This is a genomic window from Rhizomicrobium sp. (assembly GCA_037200985.1).
Classification (GTDB): domain Bacteria; phylum Pseudomonadota; class Alphaproteobacteria; order Micropepsales; family Micropepsaceae; genus Rhizomicrobium.
On sequence record JBBCGJ010000001.1, the window covers coordinates 1,392,442 to 1,409,954 of the forward strand.

Consider the following 17,513-nt stretch of genomic DNA (forward strand, 5'->3'; position numbering starts at 1 on the left):
CGGTCGCAGCGCTGCGTCGCCCGCCATCGGGTTTTCGAGGCAGAGCAGATACTTACGGCGCCTTTCTTTCGTCGCTTGAAGGCCCCTGCCGGCGCGATTAGGTTCGTTTCGCCCCCACGAACGCGTACAGATGGACATAAAAAAAGACGTCGTCGCCGCGATCGGCCGCACTCCCCTCATCCGCCTCAACCGCGTCAGCGAGCTCACCGGCTGCGAGATTCTGGGCAAGGCCGAGTTCATGAATCCCGGCCAGTCGGTCAAGGACCGCGCCGCCCTGTTCATCGTCGAGGACGCAATCCGGCACGGCCGATTGAAGCCCGGCGGCGTTATCGTCGAAGGGACGGCCGGCAACACCGGGATCGGACTGGCCGTGGTCGGCAACGCGCTGGGTTTTCGCACCGTGATCGTCATTCCCGATACGCAAAGCCAGGAGAAGAAGGACGCGCTGCGCCTTCTGGGTGCCGAGCTGATCGAGGTGCCGGCGGTGGCGTACAAGAATCCGAACAACTATGTGAAGGTCTCCGGCCGCATCGCCGATCAGCTGGCGCGGACCGAGAAGAACGGCGCGGTGTGGGCGAACCAGTTCGACAACGTCGCCAACCGCCAGGCGCATATCGAAGGCACCGGTCCGGAAATCTGGCACCAGACGAACGGGCGGCTGGACGGATTCACCTGCGCCGTCGGCACGGGCGGGACTCTTGCCGGCTGCGCCATCGCGCTCAAGGAGAAGGACCCGCGGGTGACGATCGCCGCCGCCGATCCCCTGGGCGCGGCGATCTATTCCTGGGTGAAGACCGGCACGCTCGACGCGCACGGCACCTCGATCACCGAGGGCATCGGCCAGAACCGCGTCACCGCCAATCTGGAGGGCGCGCCGATCGACGATGCCTATGAGATCTCCGACGAGGAGGCCCTGCCCCTGATCTTCGACCTGCTCGAACATGAGGGCCTGTGCCTGGGCGGCTCGACCGGCATCAACGTCGCGGGCGCGGTGCGCATGGCAAGGCAGATGGGCAAGGGCCACACCATCGTGACCGTCCTCGCCGACTACGGCACGCGCTATCAGAGCAAGCTGTTCAATCCCGACTTCCTGCGGTCCAAGAACCTGCCGGTTCCGGGTTGGCTCGCCGCGCCCAGGAAGCCCTTTGCCGTACCGTTCGAGCCATGAGCGCCGATTCTCCCCTGGTTTCGACCGAATGGCTGGCGGGCCGGATCAACGCGCCGGATGTGCGCGTGGTCGACGCCTCCTGGTACCTGCCGAACATGAACCGCGATCCGCGCGCCGAATACGCCGCGGCGCATATTCCCCGCGCGCTGTTCTTCGATATCGACGACCTGTCGGACGAGAAGAGCCCCCTGCCGCACATGCTGGCGCCGGCGCCGAAATTCGCCAGCCGCATGCGCAAGCTGGGGCTGGGCGACGGCAACATGATCGTCGTCTATGACAGCGCCGGCGTCTATTCGAGTCCGCGCGCCTGGTGGATGCTGCGCGCCATGGGCCATGAGGACGTCGCGGTGCTGGACGGCGGACTGCCGAAATGGCGGCGCGAGGGCCGGCCGCTGGAAGACATGTCCGCAATGCCCTTTGCGCGGCACTTCACGGCGAGGCCGAACAACGCCCTGATGCGCGACTTTCGCCAGATGACCGCCAATCTCGCGAGCCATGCCGAACAGGTGATCGACGCGCGCGGCGTCCCGCGCTTCAAGGCCATCGAGCCCGAGCCGCGCCCCGGCGTGCGCGGCGGCCACATCCCGGGCAGCCTGAACGTTCCGTACACGGAATTGACTTCCGAGGACGGGACGCTGAAATCGCCCGAGGCGCTGCGCGCTCTCTTCGCGGCCCATCGCGTCGATCTCGCCCGGCACAGCGTGACCACCTGCGGCTCGGGCATCACCGCGGCGATCGTCATGCTGGCGATGACGGTGGCGGGCGCCCATGACGTCGCGCTCTATGACGGCTCCTGGGCCGAATGGGGCGCCAGCGACGCGCCGGTGGAAACCGGATGACCGGCGGCAGGAAGAAAGACGCCGGCCGCGCTTCCGGCCGGCGCATTCCGATGGTCGTCACCTTCCTGGAGATGACGGCCAAACCCGCCGCGCTGCCGCCGCCGGTGCCGCGCGGCAAGGTCGCGATGCTGCGCGCGGCGCATCCGCCGGTGCATTTCTACCGCTATCTCTACGACACGATCGGCGAACCCTATTTCTGGGTCGAGCGGCGCAAGCTCAAGGACGACGCCCTGGCGGCCGTCATCCAACATCCCGAGGTCGAACTTTACGTCCTATATCTCGACGGCAATCCGGCCGGCATGGCGGAGCTCGACATGCGCGACGCGGCCACCGGCCAGCTCGCCTATTTCGGATTGATGCCCGAAGCGATCGGAAAACGACTCGGATATTTCTTCCTGTACCAGGCCGTGATGAACGCCTGGGCGCGTCCGATCTCGAAGCTGCTCGTCAACACCTGCACGCTGGACCATCCCCGCGCGCTGCCGCTCTATCAGCGGCTGGGCTTCGTGCCCTACTCACGCGAAGACCGCTACATCGAATTGCCGTAGACGGAAGAGTCCGGCATGCTCGCCGCCGCATAACAAGGGGGTTGCGCCACATGGCGATTGTCGATTCCGCGCCGGACGCCGTTCCGGAAAAGACGCTCTTCGGTCATCCGCGCGGGCTGACCTTCCTGTTCACGACGGAAATGTGGGAGCGCTTCTCCTACTACGGCATGCGCGCCATCCTGGTGCTCTATTTGACGAACTTCCTGCTGCTGCCCGGCCATGTCGAGACGGTGCTCGGCTATCAGACGATCAAGCATGTGTTCGAATCGGTGTTCAACGGCGGCCAGCCGCTCGGCGTGCAGCCCTTCTCCTCGCTGATCTACGGCAATTACACCGCCTTCGTGTACCTGACGCCGTTCTTCGGCGGCATCATCGCGGATCGTTTCCTCGGTCAGCGCATGAGTGTGATCGTCGGCGGCGTCACCATGGCGATCGCCGAATTCGTCCTGATGGTGCCGGACCTCATGTTCGTGGGCCTGTTGCTGCTCATCATCGGAAACGGCTTCTTCAAGCCGAACATCTCCACCCAGGTCGGCAACCTCTACAAGCCCGGCGACGCGCGCATCGACCGTGCCTATTCGATCTTCTATGTCGGCATCAATGTCGGCGCCTTCTTCTCGCCGCTGGTCTGCGGCTCGCTCGCGGAAGATCCCGCCTGGGGCTACAAATGGGGCTTTTTCGCCGCCGGCATCGGCATGGTGATCGGCCAGATCGTCTATCTCTTCGCCTTGCGCACCCTTCCCAAGGACCGCGTCGAGCGCGCCCGCGCCGGCTCGGAAACCAAGAAGCCGCTGACCGGCGCCGACTGGAAGGCGGTGACTGCGCTGATCCTGCTGTGCATCCCCACGACGCTGTTCTGGGCGACCTATGAGCAGCAGGGCAACACGATCAATCTGTGGGCGGAGCAATACACCAACCGCGCGCTCATCCCCGGGGTCGTCAGCTGGGAGATTCCGGTCACCTGGTTCCAGGCGTTCAATCCGTTCATGATCTTCGCCTTCACGCCGCTGGTCGTCGGCTTCTGGGCAAGCCAGGCGCGCAGAGGCGGCGAACCGCGCACGGTGATCAAGATGGCGCTGGGCAATTTCCTGCTGGCGCTGTCCTATCTGGTGATGGCGGCCGCCGCTTATCTCGCGCCCGAAGGACATGCGAGCTGGCTGTGGCTGTTCCTGTTCTTCGCGATCATCACCTTCGGCGAGCTTTATCTATCGCCGATCGGGTTGGCGCTGGTCGCGCGCGTTTCCCCGCCGCAGATTCTGTCGGCCATGATGGGCCTGTGGTTCATCACCAGCTTCACCGGCAACCAGTTGCAGGGCTATATCGGCAGCTTCTTCAGCCGGATGGACAAGGTGCAGTTCTTCCTGCTCTGCGCGGCGCTCGGTCTGATTGCCGCGGCGATCACCTGGGCGTTCGACCGGCCGCTGCGGTCCATCCTCGAAGGATCGGGAAACAAGCCCAACGCCATCGTGGAACCGCAGGGCGCCGAGATTCACCCGGGGCAATAACGTCGCGTTGCGGCGCGGGCGCCGGCGCGTTAGGGGAAGGCGCTGAAAGGAGCGCCCCGTGGCGGACGGCAAGGAGAGCAAGGACACCAAGCTGACCCGCGCGGGACGCGAGAGCGCGGCGCATTTCGGCGTGGTCAACACGCCGGTCTATCGCGCCTCGACCATCCTTTATCCCGATATCGCGACGCTCGACGCCCACGCCATGCCGTTCACCTATGGGCGACGCGGCAATCCGACGGTCCGCAGTCTCGAAGAGGCGATCTGCGAACTGGAAGGCGCGGCGCGGACGGTTCTCGCCGGCTCCGGCCTGAACGCCGTCGCCACCGCGATCCTCGCGGTGTGCGGCGCCGGCGATCATCTGCTGATGGCCGACAGCTGCTACGCCCCCAGCCGCGCCTTCTGCGACAAGACGTTGAAACGCTTCGGCGTGGAGACGACCTATTACGATCCCCTGATCGGCGCCGGCATCGCGGCGCTGTTCAAGCCCAACACAAGGGCGGTGTTCTGCGAAAGCCCCGGCTCGCTCACCTTCGAAGTGCAGGACGTGCCGGCCATCGCCGAGGTGGCGCATGCGCGCGGCGCGGCCGTGCTGCTCGACAACACCTGGGCGACGCCGCTGCACTTCGCGGCGCTGGCAAAGGGCGCGGACCTCTCGATCCAGGCGGTGACGAAATATATCGGCGGCCATGCCGATGTGATGATGGGCTATGTCGCGGCCAACGAGCGCTACGCGACGCGGCTTTCCGACCTGCACGGCCAGATGGGGATGTATGTCAGCGGCGACGACTGTTTCCTCGCGCTGCGCGGGCTCCGCACGCTTGGTATCCGCCTCAAGCGGCATCAGGAAACGGCGCTGGCGCTGGCGCGCTGGCTGGAGCGCAGGCCGGAGGTGTCTCGCGTGCTCTATCCGCCGCTGGAAAGCGATCCGGGCCACGTGGTTTGGAAGCGCGATTTCACCGGCGCCTGCGGGCTGTTCGGCGTGGTGCTGAAGCCCGCCAGCCACGCCCAGGTCGCGGCCCTGATGGACGGGATGGCGCATTTCGGCATCGGCTTCTCCTGGGGCGGTTATGAGAGCCTGATCGTGCCGTCGCATCTGGCCCGCACCGCCGCGCCCTTCGCGCTCGAAGGCCCGCTGATCCGCATCCATGCGGGACTGGAGGACCCGGCGGACCTGATCGCCGATTTGACCGTAGGCTTCGAACGGTTCAGAGACGCGGCATGACCGACGTTTTGAGCCCCGCCGAATTCGTCGCGCAGGTCGCGTTCAACGCCGATGGGCTGGTGCCCGTGATCGCGCAGCGCGCCCAGACCGGTGAAGTGCTGATGTTCGCCTGGATGACCAAGGCCACGCTGGAGCGGACGCTCGATACCGGCGACGTCACCTACTGGTCGCGCTCGCGCAAGAAGGTCTGGGTGAAGGGCGAGGAGTCCGGCCACAAGCAGCGGCTGGTCGAGGCCTGGATCGACTGCGACGGCGACGTCCTGCTGATGAAGGTCGACCAGATCGGCCCCGCCTGCCACACCGGCGCGCCGAGCTGTTTTTACCGGCAGGCGCGACTGGAAGACTTACCCCCCCCTTGAGGGGAGCGTATCGCTGCCCGACCCCTCCCCGAAATTTGCTTCGCAAATTTCGACCCTCCCTCAAGGGCAGGGTCGATTTATGTTTTCGCTGCGGCTTTGCGCCTTTGCGCCGCTTCGTGGCGGCGGTCCGCGGGTGGGGCGATGTCATCGGGGTAGGTGTGCACGACCAGCGCAATGGTCATGCCGACGCCGGCGCCGAGCAGCAGCGCCAGCGGCCAGTCGTTCATCTCGGCGACCACGGCAAAGACCAGCGCGCCGAGAATCGCGGAAATCGCGTATTTCGTCCGTTTGCGCAAAAGGGCCTCCTTCGAAGCCTCAGCCTACAAATATACCGCGCAGATGCGCATTCAAGAACGTCATGGCCGGATCGAGCTTTTCGCGCAGGCGCCGGAAATCCTCGAATTTGGGGTAAAGTTCCGCGAATTCCTCGGCCGTGCGCGTGTGGCGCTTGCCCCAGTGCGGCCGGCCCTCGACGCCGCGGAAGATGCTCTCGCACATGTCGAACAGCCGTGCCGTGTTCACCCGGTGATACTGGTGCACGGCGATTGTGGCGCTTTTGCGCTGGTAGAACGGGCTCAGCCAGACGTCGTCGGCGGCGACGGTGCGGTACTCGATGGGAAAGCCGGTATTGATCCGGCGCTTGCGGATTTCCGCCACGATCTTGCGGATGGTCTCGGGGCCCTTTTCGTAGGGCACCGCGTATTCCATCTCGTTGAAGCGGGTGGTGCGCGGGCTGGGCAGGATCTCGTGGCTCCAGCGCACGCGATCCGAGGCGGCCATGCCGCCCGAGAACAGCCGGTGCGCCGCCCTGAGCAGGAACGGCGCATAGGGCAGCACTTCGTTGATCCATTCGAAGGTGGTGGCGTCCGCCGCCCGCTTGTCGCCGCGCGCCTTCATGTATTCCGCGGAGCGCGGCTCGGGCGCGGCGGCGGTGCTCTCGTTCAGCGTCTTGCACACCGCGACGTCGGCATAGGGAAACCAGAAGAACTCGAAATGCCGGTTGGTGGCGACGAGGTCGTCGAGCCGGTCCCACAATTCGTCGATCGGCAGCAGGAAGTTCTTCTCCGCCAGCTTGTAGACGTCGCGCACCTTCATCGCGATCTCGACCATCACGCCGAGCGAGCCCATCGAGGTGCGGCCAGCGGCGAAAATCTCCGGGTTCTCGTCCGGCGCGCAGTGGATGATCTCGCCGCTGGCGAGCAGGAGACGGAAGCCCGCGACCTCGGCCGAGAAGCTCCCAAGCGTCGGTCCCGTGCCGTGGGTGCCGGTACCGACCACGCCGCCCAGGGTCTGGCGGTCGATATCGCCCATGTTCTTGAGGGCGCAGCCCAGGGGATGGATCAGCGGGCCGATCTCCCACAGATGGGTGGCGGCCCCGAAGGTCGCGACCTGCTTGTCGGGATCGAAGCCCTTCAGGCCGCTGAAGGCGCGCGCGGAAAGATCGACGATCGTGCCGTCGGTGGCGTTCAGCGGCGTGAAGGAATGGCCCGCGCCCGGCACGCGGACCGGCGGTGCGCCGGTGCGGACGGCGGCGGCCAGATCGACCTCATCCTTCGGTGCGACGATCGCCTTGGGCTTGCAGACGACGCCGCCCGACCAGTTGGACCACTTCCCGCCGACGATTTTCATGGGCATGCACCGCAAGAGCCGGCGGCGGTTTTAGACCTCATGACGGCGGCGTCAATCTTGCTTTTTGCGAACGGCGTGGCCCGCGGACGCCAGTTCGTCCGCCAACTTGCGCAAGCCCGGATCGCGTTTCCTGCGCAGTATGTCGACGGCCGTGACGCCCGTCTTGTCCGGAATATCGCCGCGGGCGCCATGGCGCACCACCATCGCGATGTGCCTGGTATCGCTCCCCTTCTTGAGCATGTAGTGCAGCGCCGTCATGCCGTCCTTGTCGCGCCAATCGGGATCGGCGCCGAGCTTCAGCATTTCCTCCGCCGGACCGAACTTGCTCCAGCGGACCGCGCCGACGAACGGCGTCGAGCCCTCGGCCACCTCTTCGAGATCGGCGCCGTATTTCGCGAGCAGCCGGATCGCGGCCAGGTCGTCGTTGAATGCCGCCGCGAACAGCGAATAGTTCGGGTCGGCGCCGTGGCTGAGCAGATACTCCGCGAGCGCGCGGTTCTGGCCGCGGCCGATGGCGAACCATACCGGCGTCGCCTTCCACGTGCCTTCGGTGAAGGCCGGCGCGTCGATGTCGAAGCCGTGGCGGAGGAAGACCTCGGCGGTCTTTATGCCGTCCTTCTCGCGACCCGGCTTGAGTTTCTGCCCGCAACAGATGTGCAGCCAGTTGCGGCCGCGTTCGTCGCGAAACTCCAGGAGCTTTGGATTGTCGCCGAGGCCACGGTCGACCTCTCCGGCGCGGAAGTCCTTCACCAAGGCCAGCATCGCGGTCTTCGAGATCACGCCGTCCTCCCCGTCGCGCGCGACTCTTGCCGATCTTTTGGGGAAGGCTCAATCCCGGCGGGAGAAGCGTCAGTGGCCGACGTGGCCGATCCGGATCCAGGCGACCGCGCTGGCGCGGCCGAGGGTGCTCAGCGTCCGGCGATTCGGCGGCGGCGAAGCAGCGGGTTTGGGCGTGATCGCCTTCGCCAATACGGCGCTCGTATCGCCGTCGTCCGCCAGGGCGCTGGCGCCCGCCAGCAGGCCGCCCGATGCGAGCGGTGTCAGCACAGCCACCAATGCCGAAGCCAGCAATATTCTGTGAAGTTTGGGCACAGCGCGCTCTCCCTGCCATCGCCGTCGCATAGGGAACGGCGAGCGGCCGGAGTGTTTCCGTCCGGATCCGAATAATTCGTGCGACTCAGAGCGTCTGACGCGGGGATTAAGACAGCAACGTATCCTAACGTCAGTCTGGTCAGGCCGCCGAAGCCGCTTATGATCGTTGCCAGAGCAATTGCGGGGTGGACGATGTACGATCTGGTCATTCGAAACGGTTTGGTGGTGGACGGAACGGGCGGACCGGCGCGGATCGCCGACGTCGCCATCGATGGCGGCCGCATCGCGGCGGTCGGCACCGTCGCCGCGTCCGGCCGACGCGAGATCGACGCCAAGGGACTTCTTGTGACCCCGGGATGGGTCGACATCCACACGCATTACGACGGCCAGGTCACGTGGGACAAATACCTCACCCCCTCCTGCTGGCACGGCGTCACCACGCTGGTGATGGGCAATTGCGGCGTCGGCTTCGCGCCGGCACGGCCGGAGCGGCACGACTGGCTGATCTCGCTGATGGAAAGCGTGGAGGACATCCCCGGCTCCGCCCTGGCCGAAGGCATCAAGTGGAACTGGGAAAGCTTCCCGGAATATCTCGACGCGGTGGACGCAACGCCGCGCGTGCTCGATGTCGCGGCGCAGGTTCCGCACGGCTCGGTGCGCGCCTATGTGATGGGCGAGCGCGGCGCGAAGAACGAAGCCGCGACGCCGGACGACATCGAGAAGATGGCGGCCATCGTGAAGGAAGGCATCGAGGCCGGCGCGCTCGGCTTCTCGACGTCCCGCACGATGCTGCATCGCGCCAAGGACGGCGAGCCGATGCCCGGCACGTTCGCCAGCGCCGACGAGCTGATCGGCATCGGCCGCGCCATCGGCGAGGCCGGCAAGGGCGTCTTCGAACTGGCCTCGGACATGACGCCGGCGGACCACGAATTCCAATGGATGAGCGAGCTCGGCAGGATCGACGGCGTGCACGTCACCTTCAACCTGCTGCAGTCGCCGATGCACCCGGAGCGCTGGCGCGACATCCTCAAGATGGCGATGGACGCGCGGAGCCAGGGCGCGGCGATCACCGCCCAGATGGCGTGCCGGCCGACCGGGCTGATCCTGGGCTGGCAGTCGAGCTTTCATCCCTTCGTGACGCGCGGGGCCTATCGCCAGATCGCCGCCCTGCCCTTTGCGGAGCGGATCGAGAAGCTCAAGGACCGGGCGGTCCGCGCGGCCATCCTGGCCGAGCGTCCGCCGCCGTCGACGCCGCTGGCCGCGATCCTGCGCAGGGTTACGACCGCATGTTCCGGCTGGAGACCGACAAGGGCCTCGACTACGAGCCGCGCGCGGAAGACAGCGTCGCCGCCATCGCCGCGCGCGACGGCGCGGCGCCCGACGCGGTGCTCTACGACATGCTGATGGAGAATGACGGCAAGGGATACATCTACCTGCCGCTGCTCAACTACGCGAAATTCGATTTCGACCATATCCACGAGATGCTGCACCATCCCGCGACGGTGTTGAGCCTGTCCGACGGCGGCGCGCATTGCGGCGTGATCTGCGATGCGAGCTTCCCAACCTTCATGCTGACGCATTGGGTGCGCGACCGCGCGCGCGGGCCGCGCGTGGCGCTGGAGAAAGTGATCGCGATGCAGACTCGCGATACCGCGAGGCTCTACGGCCTGGAGGACCGCGGCGTGCTGGCACCCGGCATGAAGGCGGACGTCAATGTGATCGATTTCGACGCGCTGGCGATCCACGCGCCCGAGATGGTATTCGACCTGCCTGCCAATGGCCGTCGCATGATCCAGAAGGCGAGCGGCTATCGCGCGACCATCGTCAGCGGCGTCGTGACCTTCGAGAACGGCGAGCCGACCGGCGAACTCCCCGGCAAGCTCGTCCGGGGCCCGAAGGCGGCACCGGCGGACGAGCGGGTGGCGGCGGAATAGCTGGCGGCCCCGGCGTGACTCGAACACGCAACATCCTGCTTAGAAGGCAGGTGCTCTATCCAGTTGAGCTACGGGGTCATTCCCAACAATGTGTCGTGGCCCGCGAATGCGGGCCATCCAGGTGACAACGGTCTGCAGTTTATAGATCGAATGGCCCCAGGAAAATCGGGATCGTGGCGCACCAACTGGATGGCCCGCCGTCGCGGGCCATGACAAAGAGGGAAGCCCCGATCAGTGCGTCCAAGGGATTTTCCGGTCGACGCGGAAATTGTCCGAATAGGACTTCGCCTTGGGCGCCGGTCTGTGGGGCTCGAAGACCTGATAGGGAATCGCGTGGCTCTGCGCGTAAGCCACCGCTTCCTCGCTGGTGTCGAATTCCAGGACGACCTGCTGGCGCATGTCGGACGAGCTGGTCCAGCCCATCAGCGGATCGGGCGCCTTGGCGCTCTCGGGCTCATACTCCAGCAGCCATTGCTTGGTGCGGGCCTTGCCCGACTGCATGGCGTTCTTTGCCGGCTGATAGATGCGCGCGCGCATGAACCGATTCTCCGTTTCCACTCCGCCCGGCTTGCCAAGCCGTAGCCCGCTGCGACAGACCCGCCTTCGCCTTTCGGCTTCGGCGTGGCAGCCTTCTCCCGCTCCGCGGGCGAAGGCTGGTCGGGGCGGCGTGATTTGAACACGCGACCCTCTGCTCCCAAAGCAGATGCGCTACCAGACTGCGCTACGCCCCGGTCCGGACGGCCGTGGGATAGCCCAAGCGCCCGGTTGCGGCAAGCCGAGCGGCTCACTCCACATCGTGGAAGATCTGTGCCCGCACGCGGTCGCCGGGCTTGATGCCGAGGTCGCGGGCGCGGCCGCCATTGATCTCCAGCACCGCGCGCACCGGCTCGGCGGACGGGATCGAGGCGGTCGAGAACGGAACCGCGTTCGGCTCCACCGACGAGACCGTGCCGTCCGCCTTGATGAACACCATGTCGAGCGGCAAGGGCGTGTTCTTCATCCAGAACGAGACGCGCGCCTCCTGATGGAAGTCGAACAGCATGCCGGAATCGGCCGGCAGGTCGCGGCGGTACATCAGCCCATGCTCCTGGCTGACCGCGTCGGCGGCCACCTCGACCTTGAGCTCCTTCGGCCCGCCGGCCGTATCGATACGGATGGTCTGAATCGGCAGTGCCGCCTCGTGCCCCGCGAAGGCGGCGCAAGATGCGAGCAGGACCGACACGACCGCTGCTAGGATCGTCAGGCGCATTTTATCCCAAGCTCCCCCGAGCTTCTATTTCGGGAAAGTCTGCCGCATCGCGCGCTGGAGCGCAAAGATTCCGAATTGCGGCACCCAGTGGGCGACCGAGCGGTAGTCGCCACGCCACCAGCTCGGCCGGAACAGATTGGCCTCGATATGGTCCAGCGCAGTTGCGAGAAGCGCCTCGTCCCCACAGGCCTCCGCCAGCGCCAGAAGCGCCCAGCCCCGGCTGAAATTGAGCGCATAGTGATGGGCCTTTCGCGGTGCAACAACGGGCTTGAGCGCGGTCAGCCGCGCTCCCGCCTTGGCCATCAGGGCGGAAGGCTCGACCGCGCCGGCCCGCACCAGCATTTCGCAGAACATCGGCGTCACCGCCATGAAATCGGGCCAGTTCTCCTCCTCGCTCTCGCTGGGCAGGCGGTCCAGGAAGGTGGCGAGGCCGGAGGCGGCGTCGCGCACGATGTCGGCGATGTCGGCGCGGTTCTCGACGCTTGCATAGTCGAGAAGGTTGATCAGCGCCCAGCTGGGATTGGCGTATTCCCGCGCGAAAGGGTCGGCGAGCCGCCCGCGATATTGCGCCGTGAGCGACGCGGCGACGTCGCGCGCCATGAAGGTCAGCCGCGTCGAGCCGGTGACGAGGCGATCCTCGAGCGCCAGCCGAAGCAGCCAGGCGCGTCCATAGGGCATCTCGAATTGCGGCCGCGCGGCCAGGTCGGAGGCTTCCGCGGCCAGTTTCGCCGGCATCAGGATGCCGTCGACGATCGCGTCGTATTGCGGGTCACCCGTCAGCCCCCTGGCCGCGAGGAGGGCCCAGACCGCGTGGCAGGCTGAGTGCCAGTCGATGCAGCCGTGAAAAGCGGGATGGATGGTGTCGTGGCGCAGGACATGGCGCGCCGGCACTTGCGCCAGCAGTGCGACCCAATGCGGCGCCTCGGACTGGAACGCGCGGAAACGCGCCGCGACATCGGACATGCTGGCCTGCGAGTTGGACTACAACTCAAGGATCGATGACTACGATCTCCGCCGCAAGCTCGCCCTTGGGTCCCTCGCCGGTGCGCACCTGCACCCGCTGGCCCTGGCGCAGTTCGCGGATGCCGGACCGGCGCAGCGTCTCCATATGGACGAAGACGTCCGGGGTGTTCGGGCCGCGCGACACGAAGCCGTAGCCCTTGCCGCGGTTGAACCATTTGACCGTCGCCTCGAAGGCCTCTCCCGCCGGCTCGGCAGTGTAGCGCGACGGCTTGGGATTGGGCTGCGGAACGACCTGCGCGGTCGAATTGTCCAGCGAGATCAGGCGCCGGGCCTGCAGGCCGCGCGGCCCCTGCACCGCCTCGCAGACGACGCGGGCGCCTTCATAAGCCGCCTTGAAACCCGATTGCCGCACGCAGGTTTGATGCAGCAGGATATCGCCGTCCGCACCGCTGGACGGGCGGATGAAACCATAGCCCTTGTTGAGATCGAACCACTTCACCAGTCCCATGACTTCCAGAGTCGCCCCGTCCTGGGAAATCGCCGCCGCCACAACCATGTCATGCCCCATGCCAGATACAGCAAATTGCGCTAGACAGTTTCTCGCGCGGGTTGAATCTGTCATTTGCCCAAGGTCGCCGCATCCCCCCTATTTGAGGGATGGGACAGTTTCGAACGTCGGTAACGATATTGGAGCGTAGTGCATGGAATTCACCGGCAGGTACATTATTTCCGCACCTGCACAGCGGGTTTGGGACGGCATTAACGACCCGGCGATCCTGAAAGCCTGCATTCCGGGCTGCGAGCAGATCGAAAAGACCAGTCCGACCGACTTCGTTGCAACCGCGAAGCTCAAGATCGGGCCCGTGAGTGCGACGTTCAAGGGCAAGGTGACGCTGTCGGAGCTCGATCCGCCGCATCATTGCCGGCTGAGCGGCGAAGGCCAGGGCGGGGTCGCGGGCTTCGCCAAGGGCGGCGCCGACGTCGTGCTGACGCCGCAGGGCGATTCCACGGTCCTGAGCTATACCGCGACGGCCTCGGTCGGCGGCAAGCTCGCGCAGATCGGCCAGCGCCTGATCGACGGCGCGGCCAAGCAGATCGCCGACGATTTCTTCAAGCGGTTCGCAGCCGCGCTCGCGACGGAACGGGTGCTGGCGCCCGATCCGACGACGGCGGAAGCGCAGGAAATGGCGTCCGGGGCGAGCGGGACGGCCACGGCGCCGCGCGGGGCCGCGCCCGTTCGACCGGGCCTGTCTGCCACAATCTGGGTCGGAGGGCTTATCGCCGTGATCGCGATTTTGCTGCTGGCTTTCGGGCTGTCGTCTTAGGCGCCGGCGCCGATTTTTCCGCCGGCTTGCGGAACAGCGCGTCGAGGTCGGGCAGCGCATCGGTCTGCGCCATGCGGCGCTCGCTGAGGAGTTCGCCGCCGATGGCCCAGTTGTCCCTGTCGTTGCTCGTGGATAAGCACCTGGGTCGCGCCGCGCTCCAGTTCGAGGATCTCGGTGACCGCGTCGGTGATGGCCTGGACCAGCCTGCGGCGCTTTTCCAGCGGCCGGCCGGCGGCGATATGGACGGATATGAAGGGCATGCGACACTCCCAATCCGGACACAGTATAGCAGCGCTTGACGCCGCGCGTCGCGCGCCTGAGACTCGATCCAGTTTCGCGCGCAAGGAATTGACATGTCCGTTGTATCCATGACGGTGAACGGCAAACCGGTTTCGGCCGAGGCCGAGGATCGCACCCTTCTCGTCTATTTCCTGCGCGAGCAGCTGCGCCTCACCGGCACCCATATCGGCTGCGACACCAGCCAGTGCGGCGCCTGCGTCGTGCATGTCGACGGCAAGGCGGTGAAGTCGTGCTCCGTATTCGCGGTGCAGGCGGAAGGCTCCGAGGTCACCACCATCGAGGGGCTCGCCAAGGACGGCAAGCTGCATCCGGTGCAGGAGGCGTTCCGCGACAATCACGGCCTGCAATGCGGCTTCTGCACGCCCGGCATGATCATGACCGCGGTCGACATGATCCGCCGCAACGGCGCGATGGACCGCGACACCATCCGCCACGAGCTCGAAGGCAATATCTGCCGCTGCACCGGCTATGTGAACATCGTTTCGGCGATCGAGGACGCATCGAAGCGCATGACCGCGGCGGAGAAGGCGGCATGATCACCTATCCTTTCACCTACAGGCGCGCGAAATCGGTCGACGACGCCGTGGCGCTGCTGGCGGCCGCGCCGGACGGCAAGCTGCTGGCCGGCGGCCAGACGCTGATCGCGACGATGAAGATGCGCCTCGCCAATCCGTCGGACCTGATCGACATTTCGGGCATCAAGGAGCTCAGCTACATCCGCGCGAGCGCAGGGGCCGTCGCCATCGGCGCGGCAACGACGCATTTCGAGGTCGCAAGTTCGAAGGACGTGGCGAAGGCGATCCCCGCCCTCGCCCATGTCGCGCGCGTGATCGGCGATCCGGCGGTGCGCCACAAGGGGACGCTGGGCGGCTCAGTCGCCAACAACGATCCGGCCGCGGACTATCCCGCCGCCGTGCTCGGCCTGGGGGCCACGATCAAGACCAACCGGCGCAGCATCGCCGCCGACGATTTCTTCCAGGGCATGTTCACCACCGCGCTGGAGGACGGCGAGATCGTGACCGAGATATCCTTCCCGGTGCCGCAGAAGGCCGCCTACAAGAAATTCGCCAACCCCGCTTCGCGCTATGCGATGGCCGGCGTGTTCGTCGCGAAATTCGCGGACGGCATCCGCGTCGCGGTGACCGGCGCCGGACCCGGCGTGTTCCGCGTGCCGGAGATGGAGGCGGCGTTGGCCAAGAGCTTCACGCCCGATGCGGTGGCGAAGATCGCGGTGGATCCGGGTGGACTCAATTCCGACATCCACGGCTCGGCCGAGTATCGCGCCAATCTGGTGACCGTGCTGGCCAAGCGCGCGGTGGCGGAGACGGCTTGAGGCCGCGAAGGCGATGTCCGAAATCGAACAGCACAACGAACCGCTCGACGCCGCCGCTTTCTGGCTCGGCGAGGGCCGCCAGGTGGCGCTCGCCACGGTGGTCAAGACCTGGGGCTCGGCGCCGCGCCAGGCCGGAAGCCAGATCGCGGTGCGCGACGACGGCGCCTTCGTCGGCTCGGTCTCCGGCGGCTGCATCGAAGGCGCGGTGATCGCGGAGGCGCTGGAGGCGATGACCGACGGCAAGGTGCGCAATCTCGAATTCGGCGTCAGCGACGAGACGGCCTGGTCGGTCGGCCTCGCCTGCGGCGGCCGCATCGAGATCTTCGTCGAACCGGTGCAGTGAAGCGCGAAACGCTGCAGGCCATCAACGACGCCCGCCGCGCGGGCCGCGCCATCGTGCGCGCCATCGACCTCGAAAGCGGCGAGGAGACTCTGATCGATCCGGCGACCGACGCCTCGCCGCTCGGGCTGGCCGCCGCCGGCGCGGCGCGGGCCGACACCTCCGGTCCGGCGCAGATCGAGGGGCGGAGCTGGTTTCTCGCCGTGTTCAATCCGCCGCTCGATCTCGTCATCGTCGGCGCGGCGCATATCGCCCAGCCGCTGGTCGTCATGGCGCGGGAGGCGGGCTATGGCGTGCGGATCGTCGATCCGCGTACGGCGTTCGCGACGCCGGCACGCTTTCCGGGCGTCGCGATCAGCCATGACTGGCCGGACGAGGCGCTGGCGAAGACGCCGCTCGGGCCGCGCAGCGCCATCGTCTTCCTGAGCCACGATCCCAAGATCGACGATCCCGGCCTGATCGCGGCGCTGAATTCGGATTGTTTCTACATCGGCACGCTGGGGTCCAAGAAGACCCAGGCCGCGCGCGCGGCGCGGATGACGGCGGCCGGCTTCGACGACGCGGCGCTCGCACGCATCCACGGGCCGGTGGGATTGAACATCGGCGCCAAGAGCCCGGCCGAAATCGCGGTGTCGATATTGGCGGAGATGACGCTGGTGCTGCGGGGAGAGCGGCACTGATATTTCCTCCCCCGCTGTTGCGGGGGAGGAAAAAAGAAGCCTTTACTCGTCCCCGTGCGGCGGGGTGCGATCGTTGTCGCGGCCCCTGCCCCAGCTGCCATGGCCGTGGAAATGCGGGCGCATCTCGTCGGCCGTGATCACGCCGTCATGGTTGCGGTCCATCCGGTCGAACATCTTGAGCGGCGGCGCGGCGAATTCGGCCATCGTCAGCTTGCCGTCGCCGTCCTTGTCGAGCCGCTTGAACATCTTGTCGTTCATCGCGCGATAGCGCACCGACAGATCGGCGGTGAACGCCGCCAGCGTCATAAAGGACGCGCCATTGGTCGCGCTCTGGAAGTGCTTCGACATGATGGTGTCGAATTCCGCCCGCGTGACCTTGCCGTCGCGGCTCGTATCGCTCTCGCCGCAGAACGCGGCCCGACCGAAGCCGCCGCCGAAACCATGCCCGCCGAAGCCGCGATGCCCGAAGCCATGGCCGCGCTCGCCGAAGCGGCCCCAGCCGCCATGGCCGCGCCTGTCGTCGTCCCCCGACGGCGGAGGCGGCGCATCGGGCCGGAAATCGGCATGCATCACGGGATTGCAGGTCACCGTGCCGGTGCCCTCGCGGTCCATCATCTGGAAATGCGCCCTCTGCGGCGCCTCGAACTCGTCGAGCGTGAGCTTGCCGTCGCCGTTCCAGTCCAGGCGGCGGAACATATCGGCGGTGTGCTGCTGGAATTCGCCCTGATGGATGGCGATGAACTGGTCCTCGGTCATCGTCTTGGCGCCATGCGTGGCGGCGGCGAAGCGCGTGCCGATCTGGTTGTTGAACTCGGCCCTGGTGATCTTGCCGTCCTTGTTGCCGTCGAATTCGCCGAGCAGCCGGTCGGACAGCTTGTTGCGGTGAAGCAGGCCCTGCATCGGACCGTCCGGCGGCACGGGGCCGTCCATATGGGCGAAGGCGAGGGTCGAGCCGCCGATCACGACGGCCGCACCCAGAAGAAGGGCAATCTTGGTGTTCCTGGTCATGTCGGTTCCCTCCGAAACG

At 66.5% G+C, this 17,513-nt stretch carries 23 protein-coding genes and 2 tRNA genes; 13 read left to right on the forward strand and 12 right to left on the reverse strand.

What is annotated here, in order from left to right:
- Positions 1-130: 130 nt before the first annotated feature.
- Genes WDN01_06720 through hisI form a run of 6 tightly spaced genes read left to right on the forward strand, consistent with a single transcriptional unit; the run spans position 131 to position 5,641 of the window.
- Entirely contained in the window at positions 131-1,168 is a 1,038-nt protein-coding gene (locus tag WDN01_06720) for a cysteine synthase A (GenBank protein MEJ0025703.1), read from the forward strand.
- Positions 1,165-2,007: a 3-mercaptopyruvate sulfurtransferase gene (gene sseA / locus WDN01_06725; protein ID MEJ0025704.1), complete on the forward strand. Its 843-nt coding sequence runs from the start codon at positions 1,165-1,167 to the stop codon at positions 2,005-2,007. Before WDN01_06720 ends, sseA begins: the two co-directional genes overlap by 4 nt.
- The gene (locus WDN01_06730; GenBank protein ID MEJ0025705.1) at positions 2,004-2,555 is read left to right on the forward strand and encodes a GNAT family N-acetyltransferase; all 552 of its coding nucleotides are present in this window, start codon (positions 2,004-2,006) and stop codon (positions 2,553-2,555) included. Before sseA ends, WDN01_06730 begins: the two co-directional genes overlap by 4 nt.
- Before the next feature lie 50 nt (positions 2,556-2,605).
- The gene (locus tag WDN01_06735) at positions 2,606-4,060 is read left to right on the forward strand and encodes a peptide MFS transporter (protein MEJ0025706.1); all 1,455 of its coding nucleotides are present in this window, start codon (positions 2,606-2,608) and stop codon (positions 4,058-4,060) included.
- Between the two features lie 58 nt (positions 4,061-4,118).
- Positions 4,119-5,282 carry a cystathionine beta-lyase gene (gene metC / locus WDN01_06740; protein ID MEJ0025707.1) on the forward strand — a complete coding sequence of 388 codons (1,164 nt, stop codon included), beginning with the start codon at positions 4,119-4,121 and terminating at the stop codon, positions 5,280-5,282.
- Entirely contained in the window at positions 5,279-5,641 is a 363-nt protein-coding gene (gene hisI / locus WDN01_06745; GenBank protein ID MEJ0025708.1) for a phosphoribosyl-AMP cyclohydrolase, read from the forward strand. The genes metC and hisI overlap by 4 nt, the downstream gene beginning before the upstream one ends.
- A 77-nt stretch (positions 5,642-5,718) precedes the next feature.
- On the opposite strand, the gene WDN01_06750 is transcribed toward hisI, so the two are convergent.
- From WDN01_06750 to WDN01_06765, 4 genes are all read right to left on the reverse strand, one after another.
- On the reverse strand, positions 5,719-5,937 hold the full coding sequence (locus WDN01_06750) for a hypothetical protein (protein ID MEJ0025709.1): 219 nt from the start codon (positions 5,935-5,937) through the stop codon (positions 5,719-5,721).
- A gap of 19 nt (positions 5,938-5,956) precedes the next feature.
- Positions 5,957-7,270 carry a D-arabinono-1,4-lactone oxidase gene (locus tag WDN01_06755; protein MEJ0025710.1) on the reverse strand — a complete coding sequence of 438 codons (1,314 nt, stop codon included), beginning with the start codon at positions 7,268-7,270 and terminating at the stop codon, positions 5,957-5,959.
- 51 nt (positions 7,271-7,321) lie between these two features.
- On the reverse strand, positions 7,322-8,050 hold the full coding sequence (locus WDN01_06760) for a hypothetical protein (protein MEJ0025711.1): 729 nt from the start codon (positions 8,048-8,050) through the stop codon (positions 7,322-7,324).
- A 69-nt stretch (positions 8,051-8,119) separates the two neighbouring features.
- The gene (locus WDN01_06765) at positions 8,120-8,362 is read right to left on the reverse strand and encodes a hypothetical protein (protein MEJ0025712.1); all 243 of its coding nucleotides are present in this window, start codon (positions 8,360-8,362) and stop codon (positions 8,120-8,122) included.
- 192 nt (positions 8,363-8,554) lie between these two features.
- Here WDN01_06765 and WDN01_06770 point away from each other — a divergent pair, with 192 nt between their 5' ends.
- Together WDN01_06770 and WDN01_06775 are read left to right on the forward strand one after the other, a co-directional pair.
- Positions 8,555-9,766 (forward strand): amidohydrolase family protein, encoded by a 1,212-nt coding sequence (locus WDN01_06770; protein ID MEJ0025713.1) that lies wholly within the window; start codon positions 8,555-8,557, stop codon positions 9,764-9,766.
- Entirely contained in the window at positions 9,649-10,296 is a 648-nt protein-coding gene (locus WDN01_06775) for an amidohydrolase family protein (GenBank protein MEJ0025714.1), read from the forward strand. The genes WDN01_06770 and WDN01_06775 overlap by 118 nt, the downstream gene beginning before the upstream one ends.
- Before the next feature lies 1 nt (position 10,297).
- Here WDN01_06775 and WDN01_06780 read toward each other — a convergent pair.
- The 6 genes from WDN01_06780 to WDN01_06805 form a co-directional block, all read right to left on the reverse strand.
- Positions 10,298-10,374: transfer RNA gene (locus WDN01_06780), tRNA-Arg, on the reverse strand.
- A 153-nt stretch (positions 10,375-10,527) separates the two neighbouring features.
- A complete protein-coding gene (locus WDN01_06785) occupies positions 10,528-10,833 on the reverse strand; it encodes an ETC complex I subunit (GenBank protein ID MEJ0025715.1) in 306 nt (101 codons plus the stop codon).
- A gap of 117 nt (positions 10,834-10,950) precedes the next feature.
- Positions 10,951-11,027: transfer RNA gene (locus WDN01_06790), tRNA-Pro, on the reverse strand.
- A 53-nt stretch (positions 11,028-11,080) separates the two neighbouring features.
- Positions 11,081-11,545: a DUF192 domain-containing protein gene (locus WDN01_06795; GenBank protein MEJ0025716.1), complete on the reverse strand. Its 465-nt coding sequence runs from the start codon at positions 11,543-11,545 to the stop codon at positions 11,081-11,083.
- Between the two features lie 24 nt (positions 11,546-11,569).
- The gene (locus WDN01_06800) at positions 11,570-12,508 is read right to left on the reverse strand and encodes a DUF2891 family protein (protein ID MEJ0025717.1); all 939 of its coding nucleotides are present in this window, start codon (positions 12,506-12,508) and stop codon (positions 11,570-11,572) included.
- 25 nt (positions 12,509-12,533) lie between these two features.
- Positions 12,534-13,064, reverse strand: coding sequence for a cold-shock protein (locus tag WDN01_06805; protein MEJ0025718.1), 531 nt, complete (start codon positions 13,062-13,064; stop codon positions 12,534-12,536).
- Between the two features lie 145 nt (positions 13,065-13,209).
- On the opposite strand from WDN01_06805, the gene WDN01_06810 reads away from it, so the two are divergent.
- The gene (locus WDN01_06810) at positions 13,210-13,833 is read left to right on the forward strand and encodes a carbon monoxide dehydrogenase subunit G (protein MEJ0025719.1); all 624 of its coding nucleotides are present in this window, start codon (positions 13,210-13,212) and stop codon (positions 13,831-13,833) included.
- Here the strand turns inward: WDN01_06810 and WDN01_06815 are convergent.
- Positions 13,830-14,093: a tautomerase family protein gene (locus WDN01_06815; GenBank protein ID MEJ0025720.1), complete on the reverse strand. Its 264-nt coding sequence runs from the start codon at positions 14,091-14,093 to the stop codon at positions 13,830-13,832. The two genes, WDN01_06810 and WDN01_06815, sit on opposite strands and share 4 nt — an antisense overlap.
- Positions 14,094-14,186: 93 nt before the next feature.
- Between WDN01_06815 and WDN01_06820 the strand changes: the two genes are divergently transcribed.
- Genes WDN01_06820 through WDN01_06835 form a run of 4 tightly spaced genes read left to right on the forward strand, consistent with a single transcriptional unit; the run spans position 14,187 to position 16,486 of the window.
- Positions 14,187-14,669, forward strand: a complete 483-nt coding sequence (locus WDN01_06820) for a (2Fe-2S)-binding protein (protein MEJ0025721.1) — start codon at positions 14,187-14,189, stop codon at positions 14,667-14,669.
- Positions 14,666-15,466: a xanthine dehydrogenase family protein subunit M gene (locus WDN01_06825; GenBank protein ID MEJ0025722.1), complete on the forward strand. Its 801-nt coding sequence runs from the start codon at positions 14,666-14,668 to the stop codon at positions 15,464-15,466. The genes WDN01_06820 and WDN01_06825 overlap by 4 nt, the downstream gene beginning before the upstream one ends.
- Positions 15,467-15,479: 13 nt before the next feature.
- Positions 15,480-15,809 carry an XdhC family protein gene (locus WDN01_06830; GenBank protein ID MEJ0025723.1) on the forward strand — a complete coding sequence of 110 codons (330 nt, stop codon included), beginning with the start codon at positions 15,480-15,482 and terminating at the stop codon, positions 15,807-15,809.
- Positions 15,806-16,486, forward strand: a complete 681-nt coding sequence (locus WDN01_06835; GenBank protein ID MEJ0025724.1) for an XdhC family protein — start codon at positions 15,806-15,808, stop codon at positions 16,484-16,486. Before WDN01_06830 ends, WDN01_06835 begins: the two co-directional genes overlap by 4 nt.
- A gap of 42 nt (positions 16,487-16,528) precedes the next feature.
- On the opposite strand, the gene WDN01_06840 is transcribed toward WDN01_06835, so the two are convergent.
- Positions 16,529-17,494: a hypothetical protein gene (locus tag WDN01_06840; GenBank protein MEJ0025725.1), complete on the reverse strand. Its 966-nt coding sequence runs from the start codon at positions 17,492-17,494 to the stop codon at positions 16,529-16,531.
- Between the last annotated feature and the right edge of the window lie 19 nt (positions 17,495-17,513).

Coding starts and splice junctions, on each gene's coding strand:
- WDN01_06720 (MEJ0025703.1), top strand. CDS start 131: ATGGACATAAAAAAAGACGTCGTCGCCGCGATCGGCCGCACTCCCCTC.
- sseA (MEJ0025704.1), top strand. CDS start 1,165: ATGAGCGCCGATTCTCCCCTGGTTTCGACCGAATGGCTGGCGGGCCGG.
- WDN01_06730 (MEJ0025705.1), top strand. CDS start 2,004: ATGACCGGCGGCAGGAAGAAAGACGCCGGCCGCGCTTCCGGCCGGCGC.
- WDN01_06735 (MEJ0025706.1), top strand. CDS start 2,606: ATGGCGATTGTCGATTCCGCGCCGGACGCCGTTCCGGAAAAGACGCTC.
- hisI (MEJ0025708.1), top strand. CDS start 5,279: ATGACCGACGTTTTGAGCCCCGCCGAATTCGTCGCGCAGGTCGCGTTC.
- WDN01_06755 (MEJ0025710.1), bottom strand. CDS start 7,270: ATGAAAATCGTCGGCGGGAAGTGGTCCAACTGGTCGGGCGGCGTCGTC.
- WDN01_06770 (MEJ0025713.1), top strand. CDS start 8,555: ATGTACGATCTGGTCATTCGAAACGGTTTGGTGGTGGACGGAACGGGC.
- WDN01_06775 (MEJ0025714.1), top strand. CDS start 9,649: ATGTTCCGGCTGGAGACCGACAAGGGCCTCGACTACGAGCCGCGCGCG.
- WDN01_06785 (MEJ0025715.1), bottom strand. CDS start 10,833: ATGCGCGCGCGCATCTATCAGCCGGCAAAGAACGCCATGCAGTCGGGC.
- WDN01_06795 (MEJ0025716.1), bottom strand. CDS start 11,545: ATGCGCCTGACGATCCTAGCAGCGGTCGTGTCGGTCCTGCTCGCATCT.
- WDN01_06800 (MEJ0025717.1), bottom strand. CDS start 12,508: ATGTCCGATGTCGCGGCGCGTTTCCGCGCGTTCCAGTCCGAGGCGCCG.
- WDN01_06805 (MEJ0025718.1), bottom strand. CDS start 13,064: ATGGTTGTGGCGGCGGCGATTTCCCAGGACGGGGCGACTCTGGAAGTC.
- WDN01_06810 (MEJ0025719.1), top strand. CDS start 13,210: ATGGAATTCACCGGCAGGTACATTATTTCCGCACCTGCACAGCGGGTT.
- WDN01_06815 (MEJ0025720.1), bottom strand. CDS start 14,093: ATGCCCTTCATATCCGTCCATATCGCCGCCGGCCGGCCGCTGGAAAAG.
- WDN01_06820 (MEJ0025721.1), top strand. CDS start 14,187: ATGTCCGTTGTATCCATGACGGTGAACGGCAAACCGGTTTCGGCCGAG.
- WDN01_06825 (MEJ0025722.1), top strand. CDS start 14,666: ATGATCACCTATCCTTTCACCTACAGGCGCGCGAAATCGGTCGACGAC.
- WDN01_06830 (MEJ0025723.1), top strand. CDS start 15,480: ATGTCCGAAATCGAACAGCACAACGAACCGCTCGACGCCGCCGCTTTC.
- WDN01_06840 (MEJ0025725.1), bottom strand. CDS start 17,494: ATGACCAGGAACACCAAGATTGCCCTTCTTCTGGGTGCGGCCGTCGTG.